A 15,659-nucleotide genomic window follows, 5' to 3' on the forward strand; every position below is an offset into this window, starting at 1 on the left:
GATCTAAATCCCTTACCATCGCCGTACGTGTTTACCCCCAGAACGATTTCGCCACTCTCTCGTAAGTTGCTCCTGACCTGATGGTATAGCAATGCAGACGACAGGGTGTTTTCCGAGGGACGGTCTCCCTGCCGGAGACCGTCCCGTGTCGTCTGCACTGGTTGAGGGGGAGTTGTGATGGTCACTGACGAGAAAGTGGAGCAATTGCTTGAGCGGATCACTGCTCTCCAGACTCGGCTGGAGATCGACTTGACACTGTGCGAGCGAGCAGAACTACAGCGTGTAGGACGGAGAGAGCTTGAATCGCTGATTGATAGCTCAGTTTACGACGGACCAGTGGCAGCACTCCTCGGAAAAATTGAAGGAGGGCTTGACCACTGGCTCACCTTTGTCGGTGAGCCAGCGGTCTCTCCAACGAACAACGCTGCCGAAAACGCGCTTCGTGAACCGATCGTCCTCCGGAAGCTCATCGGAACGCTTCGGAACGACCGGGGGTATGTTTGTTCACGAGACACTGCTGTCTCTGCTGGCTCCAAGTCGCCAGCAGGGACGCAATCCATACGATGAACTCAAGCGAGTCGCTCGGAACAACGAGATGATTTCACGGGCTCACGCCGTGCCAGCTGTTGCAACCTCGGGGTGAACACGTACGAGTGAGGTATCATCGTTGACCCAGTGTCGGGAGTAACTGGAATGCCGATGGGGGGGTTGCTATCGACATCTAATTAAGCGCTCGTTTGATTGCTGTTCAACCTATAACATAGTATGAAAGTTTTATCTCAATAGATTCTATTGACAGTACATATGATGGAGACGCTTGAGGACTTTGTCTCAAAACTTAACGAGCGGGCGTTTCTTCCAGGCCTGCAGCGAGAGTTCGTCTGGGACGAAGAGCAGATTGCAATGCTGTTCGACTCATTCATCCGCGGGTACCCTGTCGGTCAGGTAACCCTATGGGATATCGATAGTGCTGAAGACAACTTCACCACGTACGAATTCATTCGTAAGTACATTGATGGCGATGGACGGGTACCTCGACGAGTTCGCGACCGTGACGCCCGACGCTATAACAAGCGCGTTGCAGTTGAGGATATTATCTGCGATTATCTCGTCATTGATGGGCAACAGCGGCTTAATTCGGCATATGTTGGCCTCTGTGGTTCGTTGTACACGTACTCGGGTGGGAGTGCCGGCAGCCGGGCAGACGAACGGTTCTGGAGCGAGAAATTTCTCTGTATCAACCTACTCGGCAGCCCCGAGTACCACGACGCCGATGGGCTAGGGCTCGCAGGAGACTATGAATTCGAATTCCGGGCGACGGATGCTCTAGATCCCGAAAGCGAGATCGGCTACGAAAAGATGTCAATGAGCGACGGTGACATCCATCGTCTGTGGTTTCCCGTTCACGAATTCGTCACCGAGGGTGGCGCGGAACGGGAGACAAGCACGGTGGACCACGAAGTGGAACAACAGATTGAGAACCTAGAACTGAGTGCAACGGGACCACAGAGGCGGGCGCTGCACCGCGTGGCGCAACGGGTCGTCACGAAATTCCGCCAAAATGTGCTGGGCTACGAACTTCCGAGTACGACGGTCAAGTACTCCTCTCAGGAGGTTCATACGATCTTCTCGCGTATCAACTTAGCCGGTGAGAGTCCCCAACCCTACCAGTACACCCAATCGTTGCTAGCCACCTACTGTCCGTACACTGAAGAAGATGCGTTCCATCCACGCGAGAAATTAAAATCACATATCGAAACACTGTCCGACCGTCATCCTGATTTCGAGACGGAGATTACGAGACAGTTCCTCACCCGCTGCTTGATTTATCTGATTAACGAAGATCTCCTTCAGACTACGGTCGAAGCCTTCTCGAAAGACGAGGAGGTGAAGGACATGCGCAACAAGTGGATCGCCCCCGATGACATGGGGAACCCACACGGCCGCTTCGAAACGGCCATCGACAGAGGGTTTCAAACGGTCGGTAACGTAGGACTGGCGCCAAAGTCGATGCCGAGTATACTTCTCGTCGCCCTCCTGGCAAAATTCTACTATGAGAATCCTGACGCCGAAGTCAACGAAGCGAACGAACGAGCTGCATTCCTCTTTGTTGCCAAGTCCCAGCTGCTCAATGCGTTAACCGGCTCACAAGCCCGATCTATGGCCCAATCACTGTCTGACCTTCGGCCGGAAGACGGCTTTGAGACCTTCCCAGGTGACCAATTGCTTGATGATCTTGACCTCCACCTCACCGCCGAACACGTCGACAAAGCCGTCGAGAACGCACGCTACGACAATGGGGCGAGCGAGGGTGATACGTTCACCCACAAAGGCGTCGCGGCAATCCTCGCGCTGCTTGATGAAGGGCACGCTGATCTTGATATTGAGCGGCTCAGCGTGGATCATATCTATCCGCAAGCATGTGCTGATGATATCCCAACGGTGGGTTCCGATAGTGACAGCGTCAAGATCCACCGCATTGGTAACCTTCAGCTCCTCGACGCTGCAGAGAACCGTCGGAAGGGCGATACACTCCCCGAAGAATGGCTCAGCGGACTTGGTGAGGCCGAAGCGGATCACTATCGCATTGTGAATCGCTACCCCGAGGGCATCACCCCGACGCTAGAAAACTACCAAAAATTCGTCGAGCGACGAGAATCTGCGATGAAAGAGGCGCTCAAGGAGAAATACGCCGCGTCGGCGGTCGAACCGTAGTCAGAGCTCTTTGTTGTTGGCCGAGTTTTGAGCGGAGAACACCGAAGAAAGAGTTGACTTCACCGTTAAGATGCCTGACGTCCTGAATACGATGTGCTATGCGTTCACGTTGCCATAGAGTGCTTCGGCTTGACGAACAATCGGCTCGATCAGCGGATCATAATCTCCATGTGAAAGTCCGTTCTTTCGAAGGAGGCCCTTCACGCGGATCTTTAGCTTAGCACGCATAGCTTTTCGATTGGTCCAGTCGATATTGACATTCTCTTTTAACATCTCGCAAAGTTCCGCTGCGATCTCCTGGAGTTGCTCGTCCGAGATTTCCGATTCGGTGTTCGTCGCGACAGCATCGTAAAATGCTAACTCCTCTTCCGTGAGCCCGAGGCGCTCCTTCCGTCGGTCCTCTTGTTGGAGATCATCGGCGTAACTTCTGAGTTCATCGATGACCTCCTCGGTCGTCAGGAACTGGTTATTGTACTCATTAAGCGTTTCCTCCATCTCTCCCTCGAAGGATTCGTACTTTGCGAGATTCTGCTGTTTCCGTGTTGATATCTCGTTCCGAAGCAAGGATTCCAGCATCTTCGCTTGGAGCTCCGGTTCTTCGACGCGATCAACGTCAGAGAGGAACTCGTCGCTGACGATCGGCTTCTCTGATTTCCATTCGTCGAAGCCCGCGATCGACACGACATCGTCAGCCGTCACCCCTTCGGCAATGAGTTTCTTCATCGCAGAATCGACTTCCTCGTTCGTCCGCGAACCGTCGACCTCCAATGACCGAAGACTATCGCGGACTGCCTCGAAGAAGAGCATATCCGACCGAATCTCACCGGCGGCGTTATGCGGTGTCACGAGGCTAAATGCACGCTTCAGCTCAGCAACGGCCTGCATGAATTCTTCTTTTTTCTCCTCTGTTTCGAGTACCTCACTCTCGGCTCGATGGATCAATCGGGGTAACTCTGCGTCACTAAGGGTTTGCCATCCCTCGTAATCCACTTTCGTGAGGAAACGGGTTACTCGATGGTATTTTTGCCACATCACTTCGACGGCAGTTTCGAGATCAACCATCGCCATTTCCTGAATATCGGCCGTGTATTTGTCCAGGGCTTGGCGTAGGTTTTCAGCGATTCCGATATAGTCGACGATTAGTCCACCGGGCTTATCCTTGTAGACCCGGTTCACGCGGCCGATTGTTTGTAGGAGGTTATGGTTCTTCATCGGCCGGTCAATATAGAGCGTGTGAAGTGGTGGGCAGTCGAACCCTGTCGTCCATTTGTCACAGACGACAATAATTTTCAACGGGTCGTCCGGATCTTTGAACCGGCGTTTGAGTTCACCTTCTCTCGTGGGGTCGTCGATATACTCCTCGGGCTCCGAGATCACAACACCGACTTCTGGCGCATCGGGCTGCTCCTCGATGTAGCGTTTGTACTTGACAGCGGCCTTCCGGCTGATAGCGACAACCATCGCATCCCCTTCGATTTCACGGTCGTTGTAGTGGGTGACGATGTCGTCAGCAATCTTCTTGAGGCGGTCATCAGCGTTTTCGATAATACGCCGGAGGTTCGTCCACTTCTCGACTAGTTCGTTCTCGAGTTCCTCTGACCCGCTATCGAGGAGTTCACGAACCGAGTCCGTGATCGCTTCCTTGTTGAGTTGCAGTTTCGCAAAGCGAGATTCATAGTAGATCGGAACGGTGGAGCCATCCTTTTCGGAGCGGTCGATAGTATACTGGCTAACGTATTGTCCAAATGTTGCCCGAGTGGCTTTGTCTCCGTCGTGAATCGGTGTCGCAGTAAAGCCGATAAACGATGCATTCGGGAGGGCATCTCGCAGGTTCAGCCCTAAACTCTCCGTCTGTGATCGATGTGCCTCGTCGGCCATCACGATGATGTCCTCGCGTTCGTTTATTGTGGGGTGGTCTCGCTCGTTATCACCAGTCTGGAACTTCTGAACGGTAGTGAAGACGAGCCCACCGCTTTCCCGGCTGAGTTCGTCTCGAAGGTCGTCGATACTGTCTGCCCAGCTTACGTTGTAGCCGGCGTCACTGAACGTGTGAACGATCTGCTCATCTAGTTCGTTCCGGTCAGTAACGACGACGAACGTCGGATTCCCAAACGCGTCGCTACGGCGGATCTTCCGTACGAAGTAGACCATTGAGAGTGACTTACCCGAGCCCTGAGTATGCCAGTAAACACCGATACGACCGAGTTCACTCCCTATCGAATTTTTGGCACTCTCGACAGCCTCACGGACGCCGTAGAACTGGTGGTAGCCAGTCAGCATCTTCACCAGCTGCCCGTCTTTTTCACTGAAGACGACGAAATTTTCAATCAAATCCAACAGGCGTTCCTTTTCAAATACGCCGCGGAGGAGCACTTCCTGTTCCGGGAGGTCAGGTGCGTGACCCTCTTCCTGGATGTACCGCCACGGTCGGAACCACTGCCAGCCCGCATTGAGACAGCCGACGCGGGCTTCGTTCATGTCTGTCAACCCGATGACTTCGTTATATCGGAGGAGAGGAGGGATATCGTTCCGGTAGCGGTTGTTGACCTGTTCATAGGCGTTCTCCAGCGTTGCCTTCGGATCTGTGGGGCTCTTGAACTCGAGGACACCGATAGGGAGACCGTTGACGAAGACGACCATGTCGGGGCGACGACTCGGCTTATCGCCGACCTGAACAGTGAACTGAGTGGTGACAAGCCAGTCATTGTTCTCGGGCGTATCGAAATCGATAGGCTCGACGAATCGGCCGACTTGCTCGCCGTTCTGTTCGTATTCCACTTGAACACCGTCAACCAGATGTTTGTGGAGGCGTCGATTGTCTTCGAGCAAATTGGGGGACTGTGTTCTGATAAGCTGTTGAAAAGCTTCTTCTCGTGCTTTCTCGGGAATCTCTGGATTAATTACTTGGATACGTTCTTTGAGTCGATCTCGAAGAACGACATCGGAGGTAGAGGTCCGTTCAGAGCTCAGATCAGACGCAGATATGTAGTCGTAGCCGAGATCCTGAAAAATTTCGATAGCTGGCTTCTCGGCGAGACCTTGTTCATTAAGCGCCATTTAGTCTGTCGGACGGAGTACAGAACCTTGTGTCTTTATGCGTCAAGTCTGATTTCACCGGTCATCAGCTTTGGTAGAAGCATATCGCGCAAATCTGCCAAAGAATCGTTTTCACGCTCATTGTGCCAAATCTGCTTATGCATTGGCCGTACCGTCTCAGTAAACTCATTTAGCCTCTTTTTAGAAGGTACTGGAATTTCGATTGAATTCAAATTCCTTTGGGATAACTTTGGTTGGGCAGATCCAGTGATGTAGGGGTCTATTTTTATTTTGGAGAGTGCCCAGCGGATGTATTCCGTTGATACAGTTCCCTTGCCCTGAAGAACATGGGCATGATTACTAGGCCAAAATTTCTTATTTAAGAACTGTATATATGGATACCCTTTATCAGTTTTCACACTGTGCCCATCTTCCGCAACTAGTATATATTTACCATCAAATTTGAAGTCGTCAATTTGATCAAGTGGTCCCGTTGCTCCATAATATGGATGTTTTCCTGGCCTTTCATCACGTTCTGCCTGAGAAAGAGGAACTCGTTCACTATCGTAATTCTCTGTGATTTCTCCCAACTTTTCTATCTCGTAATCCTCTAGCTCGTCCCTATTTCCACGTATATATTCAACTGCACCTTCAAATTCATTGTTGAATATCGTGTCACAAGTTTCATGAAGTAATTCGCTCATTTTATTATTGCACTCAATCTTGCTATCGAAAGAGTCTAGAACATCTACGATTCTTTCTTGTTCTGCCTTCGGTGGAACCTGTATTTCTATATTGTCAAATATATCTGTAGGGACTCTCTGTCGGCCAGACGATCCAGTCATACGTTTAATAGCAAATTGTCGGATAGTTGGTCTCCTAGCAGTATAATACACAAATTTTGGAATAGTTGCCTCTGTTGATGACATTACCAGAAACTCAGTAGATCCAGTTGCCGCTTCCCCATCTTCAAGTAAATCAACATAGGCCGTTTTTCCGTTCTCTAGACATGGCGTTATACGTGCAAAGAGAGTGTCTCCATTCTGAAATCGAGGCTTAGAATACTTATATTCTTTTTTTGTTGTTGCCTGTACTTTCCGAACATTTTCTCCAAGTTGCCTCATTCCGACATGAGTCTGTTCAACTCCTTTTTCGAGGCTTGGATAATTATTTATTTGTATGATATCTGAGAATGTCTTCTTTTCCCAATCCTCTTTCAACCTTTTGTGGTCTTTTTCCTGGCCACTATTTCCGTCAAACTCAGAGAGGTCAAATTGTTCGCTCAAAATCCAACCTCCTGGAGGTTTTCCTCTATTTTTTCTTGGAGCTCATTTGATCGTTGGAACTGTTCTCGGAGCTCCGCAGAAACCTCTTCCATTTGGACTTCAAACGGAACATCACTGACTTCCTCGTGATTAACACCAACATAGCGCCCGGGAGTCACCGCATATTCCTGCTCAGCGATCTCCTCCGTAGTAACGGCTTTACAGTAACCTGTTTCGTCTGCATAATCACCGACGTCGTCTTCTCCACGATAGCTACGTACTGTGTCTGAGATTCTCCCAATATGATCCTCAGTTAAGATATTAGTTGTCCGATCAATGGACTTGTACAGATCGCGAGCGTCTATAAATAAGGTCTCGTTGCTACGGTCTCGGTACTGATCAGAGTCCTTGCCTTTGCTCAGAATCCAAAGGCAAACAGGAATTTGGGTGGTATAGAAGAGATCTTGTGGTAGAGAGATGATTGCATCTAAAAGATCATCTTCAATAATTTCCTCGCGAATGTCTCCCTCTGTTCCTTGAATTGACATTGACCCGTTCGCCATTACAGTCCCAGCCATGCCATCTTCATCGAGATGATAAAGCATGTGCTGCATGAACGCGAAATTCGCGTTGTTTGACGGAGGCATCCCGTAATCGAATCGCGGATCCTCATCAGAGACAGTCTGTTTCCCCCATTCGCTCATATTGAACGGCGGATTTGTGATGATCTTGTCTGCCATCACTCGTCCACCGTCGAGGTTTGAGAACTGGTCGTTCCGTATACTATCCCCTAATTGAATATTCCCGTCGATACCCCGAAGATAGAGATTCATCTTACAGATATTGAAAGTCGCCTCGTTGACTTCCTGGCCGTAGATGGAAATATTGCTATCGTCGCCACCCTTCCGCTGGAGGAATTTATGGCTCTGAACGAACATCCCCCCGGAGCCACAGAATGGGTCAAAGATCCGCCCCTCGAACGGTTCTAGAATCTCGACGAGTAACTCGACGACGTGCTTCGGTGTGTAGAACTCGCCGCCGCGGTGCCCTTCCTGGCGAGCAAACTCCTTGATGAAGTACTCATAGACCCGCCCGAAGACGTCCTCATCTTCTGTATCTCCGCCGTTCCCGAGGTCAAGTTCGGAGAAATCGTTGAGAAGCCCCTCAAGTGTGTCCTGCGGTATTCGGGAGTACCGCTTGGGGAGCATCCCATCAAGTCGGTCTTGGTTCTCGTTCTCCAGTGCTCGCATCGCATCGTCGATCTGGGAGCCGATGTTGGGGTCCGTTGCGTTCTTCCTAAGGAGTTCCCAGCGCGATTCTTCGGGAACGTAAAAAACGTTCTTCTCGTGGTACGCGTCTTTGTCCTCGAGGATGAATTGGCGCTCTTCGTCATCCTCAGCATAGTACATTGTCCCCTCTTCATTGGTGAGTTCGTGCAGCTCGGCACGCCGCTGCTCGAACGCATCTGACATATATCTCAGAAAAAGCAGACCGAGGACGATGTGCTTGTACTCCGCAGATTCAACCGGGCCACGAAGCCCCTCTGCAGACTGCCAGAGGCTTTCCTCGAATTCCCCGTCGTCGCCGTTAATGCTCACATGATAACCTGCGCAATTGACCCACTTCAATATTTACATAAAAACCCGGGTCGCTCAGATATCATCGATAACCGAGAGTTCCCCTCGAAGGTGCTGTATCGATTTGTTGGCTTCGTTACGGTCAGAGGTTCCACCGATAATCACCTTTCCGCTGGCGAAGATCAGGAGAGTAACTTCGAATTGAGTAGGCCGATAAATGAGCCCTGGAAACTGCTCTGGTTCGTATTCTGTTTTTTCCAACCCCAGTGCAATCACGAGGACCTCTAAGTTCACCTCACGGTCGAGATCTTCCATGAATACCGCTGTTGCCTGCTTGAACTCGCACTTGGGTATGTCCATCCCTATCTCTTGGAGAACCTCTCGAAACTTCTCCGCAGCGGTATGAAGCAGTTCTTCTGTTGGAGCACCCCGGACTTGGAACGTCCCTGTTCTGTAGATTGTGTACGCTGGGCCGCCTTCTTTTAGCCGCACGGTGACCATTGCTGTCGTGTGGAAATTCGGTTCGACGGAGACGTCTAGATGGTTTTCGAGTTCAGTGACAAGGACTTCCAGATCTATCTCACGACCGAGCGAACCACTCCCCATTGTGCTCACTATTTCCATTACACGCTCCCGTTGGTTGTCGATACATGCCAGCCGACACCGAATATAAATTCTCGTTCCCGACTCCGAAGAGCGGCTATCGGAAGGCTATAACTGAAGACGCCGAATTGTTCTCCATAGAGTGTCTATGGTACAGATCGTCAACGTCGTCGCTTCTGGGTCGCTGAATGTGGAACTAGATCTGAAAGCAATTGCGACGGAGTTAGACGACGTTGTCGATTACGACCCAGACAAATATCCTGGTGCGTACTTCAGATTAGATGATGTTACATCACTTATCACTCTCTATCGGACAGGCAAGTACATCATTACTGGTGCAGATTCTGAGGATGACGCGTCAGTTATCCGTGCGAGATTTTTGGAGCTGCTTGCAGAGACGGGAATACTCGATACACCAGATGATGACTGGTTTTCACTCCAGAACTTCGTCTGCACTGCTGACCTCGACCGATCGCTCAACCTGAATGCGCTCGCAATCGGCCTCGGTCTTGAACGGACTGAATACGAACCTGAGCAGTTCCCGGGCTTGATTTTCCGCCCACCCGATGCACCGTGTGTCGTATTGCTGTTCGCTTCCGGGAAAATCGTCCTCACTGGGTGTCCAGATCTTGAAACGGCCGAAACGACGTTTAAGAACGTGAAGTCACAGATCCGCAGCTTGTTTCCTTCCGAATAGTCCCGATACATCTACACTGAGTCTTCACTTCTGAGGAATTTTTATGGCCCCTGATGGGTGCGGGACCAATAGTCCTGTAGATTTCAATAATGGGACATAGAGCACTCATTGCGTACGAACGGCCGAATGGGAAGTACAACATTCATTACAGCCACAACGGTGGACTCCACTTACGATTAAAGTGCGAACTCACGCCTGAAACACCCTTTGGAGAAGAATCGGGTTCAGATGACGTCCACGAATATTTTGCGGAACTACTAGATATGGAAAACGGAACTAACCTTGACTCGAATCTGTCATTTGACAACCTCTCTCGAACTGCGGTAGAACTCGACCCACTCGCGTGCAACGTTCCCTTTGAGGATCTCCTGATGGCTCATCTTGACTTTCTACACTACGAAGCACTCTATGTTGTCAATCCAGACTTCGATATCTCTGCATACCGAACTCTATGGTTTGGACTCGAATACGACTGTGAATCAATCACCGAAAGTCAGAGCGTCGGCAATGGCGCGCTCCGAACAGTCCGTTGGCATGACGGCAAACCAATTAATGATGGCTACATTCAGGGCGAATTCGGGGCGTTGAAATCGATTGTCGGTGACTTGATTGATCGTGATGTGTTCTCCGTTACAGAGGCTACAGAGTATATGACTGAAAAATTGGCTCAGTGGACTGTCGAGCATGAAGATCTAATCTTTCAAATCCCCGAATAACAATCCTTCCACCAGCGATCCTAATACGTTTCTATCGTCATGCGATGACTCAATTAATCTGAGTATTGCTTGATCCGCTGTACGTCTTCAAACGAAGCCCGCTCTTTGCGCCACCGCCGAGCCCCTTCCAGTTCCTCGAGAGAATCCTCTAACTTAGAGTAGTCTTCTTTGTGACTAAATTCCTTCTGGTTTAAACTACCTGTCTCATGGAGTCCATAGTCTAACACACCAATAATCTCATTTTTTGTGTAATTATCTTCCCGTAATCCTAACATTTCATTGAGGGAGTGATATAACATCTGCCGAAGTAAAATAACGTCTCGATCATAGACTGGTGACTCAATCCCGCTATGGACGATATCATTCCGTTTGTCAGCTAAACTCTCTAGAACAGACATCAGAATCGTGAGATTGAACGAGTCGTGGACTAGAGGAAGACTACGTTCGAGTGCATTTTTTGAGCTGTCACCGCGGTCGTGGAACGTAATCTCCTCAATACCACGCCAATAGTAGAGAAAAGCACTTTCGTTTCGTTCAGCCGTTAGCCCCGCTTGGAGTGCTCGGAACCCCCGACTTAACTCACCATCGCATGGTTCTCCGACTCCAGCGGGTGGAAACCGTCGAATTCGCTTGAAATCAGCATTAAATCCCCGTGGTAACCTGAACCCTGTACTTGAGAGAGTAACTTGAGTCTCCTGGAAGGTATCATACTCTCCCTCTTTGAATAGTAGATACACTGGTGGGCGGCTGATCGCATCCGGTGGTGTCCGTGTAAGCGACCGCAATTCATCCATCGTATCCTTCTCTAATTGCCAATCTACGGCGGTGAAATTGAGTTTTCCGAGAATGATGTCTAAATCCCGTTGTAGCATTGAGTGAGCTAGCGCTGCCTCTCTTGCCTCTATTTCGAAGACGTAGAACGTGTGTTGTCGAGTACTGAGTACCGTCTCAGAATCTTCTTGGAGGATCTCTGGAACTGTGGATGTCGATTCGATGTCCGCGCTTTGAGCTGCCTCTACGGCAGTCTCCCACTTCTCACTCTTTATCTTTCGAATTATGGTTCTATTGGCTTCGATTGTTTCTGGCGGACTCTCACTACGCCCTGCACGCATATTCAGCGGAAAGAGAATCCGAAACTGGTATTGGTCACTCGAGTTGGATAACCGTCCGAACTCGCGCTGAAAGGCAGCAAATTCGTCATCTTCGTATTGGGCCCGACTGAGAGCTTGATCTACGACGTCCGCAATGTGTCGTTCTTCGACAGTCTCGTCTTGCTTCGGCGATTGTTTTTCAGCACAAATCCGTCGTACAAAGAGGGCGTATTCGTCAGCCCCGGTACTCACCATTGGCTCATCGTCTTCAGGTAATAACTCCACGGCCCGCTTTACGCAGTCTGAAAGAGAGAGTTCTTCAGCCCCCATCAGAAATCACCCCGGAACTGCTCGAATTGACGGATTACCGTATCAAAGTATTCTTCATCGAGGATGCGTGGGTTTCGTACTCGAGGTAGAGATTCAAGAACCGACCACACTGCCTCTGGATCTTCGAACCCATACGCGTGGAACACGACCGCATCAATACTTGCCTGTGCATCTGCCCGCGTTTCAACGTCCTCAATCACGTTGATATTGAGCTCAGCACGAACCGGCTGGAAGTGCTCTCCGTAGCAATTGAGCCGAGCAGCGGGCTTCCAAATGGCCTCTCCGATATCACTCTCGACAGGTGGTTTTGGCGCTTGGGATTCTGTAACTAGGTAATTCGAGAGGTGCGTCTCAATTTTTGATCGGAGTAGATAATCGAAGGGGGTGCTATTGAGTATTCCAAGTAAACAGAAGAGCTCCTTCAGATTGTACCGTGGCTCAAAGAGTGCTGGTTTCGTCGCAGCATCGGGTTGTGGCCCTGGGTCCTGCCAGGTGTATGGATGGACCGTGTGAATCGTGTTAACGTTGAGAACATTCGGTGGGAGGACGGCAGCAATTACTGTTCGCTCATTAGACGATGTCGCAATATCCCGATATGCAATTCGATACTCTTCATAAGGCATCGGGACATCTGTGACTGGAATCGTCTCTCCGTCCTCGAAAGTGATCATATCTCTGTCTCTGTTTACGGGATATCGTTGGGTCAGTCCTCGAATCTCTCGATTTCGAATTTTGCTTTTAGCGCTTGCTCGGTCATCCCCTTCGTTGACTCCCCAGTACTTCGGAGAATCAATGTCGAAATAGGTTGAATCGTATGTATATTGGTAGATATTTCGCCCTCGATAAACTGGATAATCACCCGGCTCTTCAAGCAGAGTCTCGCTCTGGCGCGTTTGGTGGATGCCTCGGGAAGGAGCGAACTCCCATCCATTTTCAGAGTCAAGGCGCTGATGCTGGACAATAGTCTCATACGCTTCAACATCGTCTTGTGTTTCTACTGGTGGAAATGCCAGTAGTGACGGTGAATATGCGTCGAGCAGATTTCGGGGCACTACCGGAAACGATGACTCCTCTTCAGAGAGGACCTTAAGAGAAGTTTGGCGGAACTTCGATCGAAATGCATCTGTTGTACCAGAATTATTGAATTGAATTAGACCGAACTCATACCGTCTGTGGATATCTGGAAAAATCTCATGATTTTCAAACCCAATTATCTGCTGCAGTTCCTTCTCTTCAACGAGCGATCGACGAGTCGATTTAAAGGAATGCTCTCGGAATAGTGCCCCTGGAGTCAACATCGAAACAATTGCGGTTGGTGCCGCAATTTCCATTGCCCGTTCGATAAAGAGCCCGCTTAGATTCAGCTTCCGATTGCCTCCGAATTCATACGTGTGTTCGAAATATATTCGCTGCTGATCGATGCTCCCCCTTTCGCCTTCCGTTGAACCATCAAGTTCCTCTGTAATGCGCCCTGCAGACGAACTTCCCTGAGTACCACTATCAACTTCTTGAAGAGTCTGCCACGGTGGATTACTGATGACTGCATCGAATCCCCCATCGGCCATGATATTAGGAAATCCGACCCACCAGTGAAACGGTGTTATTTCATCCGCTATCCGAACAGTATGAGATTCTTCTTCTAGGAAGGATGCAAACTGTTCTGAAAGTGCCTCTGTTAGTTCGTTGTTGAACTCAGTAGCTCTGTCTTTGATGCTGTTCCTTATTTCCGCTATATCTCCCCGAACAGCCTGCCGATATTCCCAAACTAGATCTCGATACTCTTCATCCAAGTTGGAGAACGTTGATAGATTAATCTGAGTGCTATCAGGCCGCCTATTTGGTCTATCTACAAATCCAATCAAGCTGTTCCCATTAAAGAAATTTAGCCCTGTATGGTATTCTATTGCACGAAGTTCGTGGAGTGGTTCGTCACTATCACTGTCAAAAACGGATAGTTGCAGTCGAAACCGTGTTAGTTCGATAGCTTCCGGATTCAAATCAACTCCAAACAAATTTCGACGGGTCGCGAGTAGGCGGGTAAACTGTGCACGCTCACTAGCAGTATCGAATGCCGGTAATTCAGCCTGAGCGTCTATTTGGGCAAGAGATAGGTGTTGGAGGCATTCTGTGTAAACGTCCGATAGGTAGGCTTGTGCCTCTTGGATGAAGGAGCCACTGCCCACTGCTGGATCTATAATGCGAAACTTGGGTAGAACTTCAAAATACAACTGGTTGATAGCGTCCAGATGTGGATCCTGTTCAGAATCATCTGGATCCGATTCGAAGAGTTGATCGAGTGATTCATATTCTACATCCGCCTCTCGATTGAGGTTCTTAAGAAGTGAATCACGAAGTGTGTTAATGACGAGAGAATGTCGGAGCTGATCTGGGGTGTGATATGCTCCAGTATGTTGTTTATTAATAAAGCGCTCAAGCGCGTGTCCGATGACACGCGGTGTCACGCTTGTCGTATGCCGGATATCGTAAGAGCTGCCAACTTGCCAGTTCCAATCTGCCAAGAATTTGAGGATGTTAGAGAACAACTTATTTGCTTCAGGAGTTGACGCTGGGGGCCTCACCTGATCGGCAGCTTCGCTAGGCGTCTCTTCGAAAAGGAAGGTTTGCAGATATGGACGTAGATCACTACGAGCTCCTTCTGGAATATCGCCGTCAAAAAGGGGTGAGTAGAACTCCTCGTAAACATTTTGTCTTGCCACAGACGCTGGTCCCTGCTGTTGTTCCAGATAGGTCTCCGGTAATACGCCGGTGTGCTGGAGCAGGTAAAGATAGACGAGGCGATTGATGAGCCGTTGCCCGTAGCGACGACGCGCTTGCACACTGACGTCGGGGTCTGCGTCAATTGCTTCAGCTACGGTATCTACCAGCTCTTGATAACGGGCTGCAAAACTCTCAATAATATATTCATCATCAAACATTTCGGAAAGAGAGCTAGAGTCATAGCCATCGATTTGGTTTAATCGCTCTACCAGCCGTCGAGATGTTCTAGCTTCTGTATCCAAATCCGATTTCTCAAATCCAAGGTGAACTATTGTGGTCTGACCGAGCCCTGTTGTGGCGACTGGTTTTGAGTATAGGTCAAATCTTCCAGTATTCCATGTGGCCACTACAATGAGATCAAACTGCTCAGTGAGGTCGTCTATCGAGAGTACTGATTCGGGTGATTGACTCTCCTCAACACCCATAATGCAAGCTGTGGCGTCTCCGGTAAACGCAAGTTCAACCTTCTCGTCGGAGCGATCGACTAGCTCCAATCCACGGCCAACTAATGAATCTGCAATCGCATCTAGTGAATTCCAGGCCCGAATATCTGCTGCTGAAATCTGTTCCGTAACCACGATATCTGACTATTACGGCCGATTGGTATCAAATTTCCGCCAACCTCCGATTCTTACACATTCTAAATTGGATGCTAGCTGGTGACAGTAAGAAGTTCTTATGATCGCCATTGGGTTACTGGGGGACAAGGAAATATTGGACTGCATCAAAGAGTTGGTTTAACATATGGCGTGAGCTCTTGGTGCCCTAGAACGGCGAGAACTGTATAACGAGGATTACATACTTTCCAGCCGAGTGTTCGTGATCGGCTTCTTGATCGCGGCTAGGAATTA

General features: G+C 49.6%; 9 protein-coding genes and 1 pseudogene. 4 read left to right on the plus strand and 6 right to left on the minus strand.

Annotation, left to right across the window (positions count from 1 at the left end):
• Window positions 1–207 precede the first annotated feature (207 nt).
• Both OB905_14070 and OB905_14075 read left to right on the plus strand, forming a co-directional pair.
• Window positions 208–643 (plus strand): annotated as a pseudogene (locus OB905_14070) (transposase).
• Between the two features lie 161 nt (window positions 644–804).
• Window positions 805–2,715, plus strand: a complete 1,911-nt coding sequence (locus OB905_14075) for a DUF262 domain-containing HNH endonuclease family protein (GenBank protein ID MCU4927091.1) — start codon at window positions 805–807, stop codon at window positions 2,713–2,715.
• Between the two features lie 96 nt (window positions 2,716–2,811).
• Here OB905_14075 and OB905_14080 read toward each other — a convergent pair whose 3' ends face one another.
• The 4 genes from OB905_14080 to OB905_14095 are packed head-to-tail and all read right to left on the minus strand — an operon-like array spanning window position 2,812 to window position 9,217.
• Window positions 2,812–5,772: a type I restriction endonuclease subunit R gene (locus tag OB905_14080; GenBank protein MCU4927092.1), complete on the minus strand. Its 2,961-nt coding sequence runs from the start codon at window positions 5,770–5,772 to the stop codon at window positions 2,812–2,814.
• A gap of 35 nt (window positions 5,773–5,807) precedes the next feature.
• A complete protein-coding gene (locus OB905_14085) occupies window positions 5,808–7,037 on the minus strand; it encodes a restriction endonuclease subunit S (GenBank protein MCU4927093.1) in 1,230 nt (409 codons plus the stop codon).
• Window positions 7,034–8,614, minus strand: coding sequence for a type I restriction-modification system subunit M (locus tag OB905_14090; GenBank protein MCU4927094.1), 1,581 nt, complete (start codon window positions 8,612–8,614; stop codon window positions 7,034–7,036). The genes OB905_14085 and OB905_14090 overlap by 4 nt, the downstream gene beginning before the upstream one ends.
• Window positions 8,615–8,668: 54 nt before the next feature.
• The gene (locus tag OB905_14095) at window positions 8,669–9,217 is read right to left on the minus strand and encodes a transcription factor (protein MCU4927095.1); all 549 of its coding nucleotides are present in this window, start codon (window positions 9,215–9,217) and stop codon (window positions 8,669–8,671) included.
• 127 nt (window positions 9,218–9,344) lie between these two features.
• Between OB905_14095 and OB905_14100 the strand changes: the two genes are divergently transcribed.
• Together OB905_14100 and OB905_14105 are read left to right on the plus strand one after the other, a co-directional pair.
• The gene (locus tag OB905_14100; GenBank protein MCU4927096.1) at window positions 9,345–9,893 is read left to right on the plus strand and encodes a TATA-box-binding protein; all 549 of its coding nucleotides are present in this window, start codon (window positions 9,345–9,347) and stop codon (window positions 9,891–9,893) included.
• Between the two features lie 89 nt (window positions 9,894–9,982).
• Window positions 9,983–10,609 (plus strand): hypothetical protein, encoded by a 627-nt coding sequence (locus OB905_14105; protein MCU4927097.1) that lies wholly within the window; start codon window positions 9,983–9,985, stop codon window positions 10,607–10,609.
• Between the two features lie 53 nt (window positions 10,610–10,662).
• Here the strand turns inward: OB905_14105 and OB905_14110 are convergent, their stop codons facing one another.
• Together OB905_14110 and OB905_14115 are read right to left on the minus strand one after the other, a co-directional pair.
• Window positions 10,663–12,030, minus strand: a complete 1,368-nt coding sequence (locus tag OB905_14110) for a hypothetical protein (GenBank protein MCU4927098.1) — start codon at window positions 12,028–12,030, stop codon at window positions 10,663–10,665.
• The gene (locus tag OB905_14115; GenBank protein ID MCU4927099.1) at window positions 12,030–15,386 is read right to left on the minus strand and encodes an Eco57I restriction-modification methylase domain-containing protein; all 3,357 of its coding nucleotides are present in this window, start codon (window positions 15,384–15,386) and stop codon (window positions 12,030–12,032) included. Before OB905_14115 ends, OB905_14110 begins: the two co-directional genes overlap by 1 nt.
• Between the last annotated feature and the right edge of the window lie 273 nt (window positions 15,387–15,659).

It is taken from the genome of Halobacteria archaeon AArc-dxtr1 (assembly GCA_025517425.1).
In the GTDB taxonomy this organism is placed as follows: domain Archaea; phylum Halobacteriota; class Halobacteria; order Halobacteriales; family Natrialbaceae; genus Halostagnicola.

Excerpts from the sequence above, each read along its gene's own strand:
- OB905_14100 (MCU4927096.1), top strand. The coding sequence starts at position 9,345 with ATGGTACAGATCGTCAACGTCGTCGCTTCTGGGTCGCTGAATGTGGAA.
- OB905_14110 (MCU4927098.1), bottom strand. The coding sequence starts at position 12,030 with ATGGGGGCTGAAGAACTCTCTCTTTCAGACTGCGTAAAGCGGGCCGTG.
- OB905_14075 (MCU4927091.1), top strand. The coding sequence starts at position 805 with ATGATGGAGACGCTTGAGGACTTTGTCTCAAAACTTAACGAGCGGGCG.
- OB905_14080 (MCU4927092.1), bottom strand. The coding sequence starts at position 5,772 with ATGGCGCTTAATGAACAAGGTCTCGCCGAGAAGCCAGCTATCGAAATT.
- OB905_14105 (MCU4927097.1), top strand. The coding sequence starts at position 9,983 with ATGGGACATAGAGCACTCATTGCGTACGAACGGCCGAATGGGAAGTAC.
- OB905_14095 (MCU4927095.1), bottom strand. The coding sequence starts at position 9,217 with ATGGAAATAGTGAGCACAATGGGGAGTGGTTCGCTCGGTCGTGAGATA.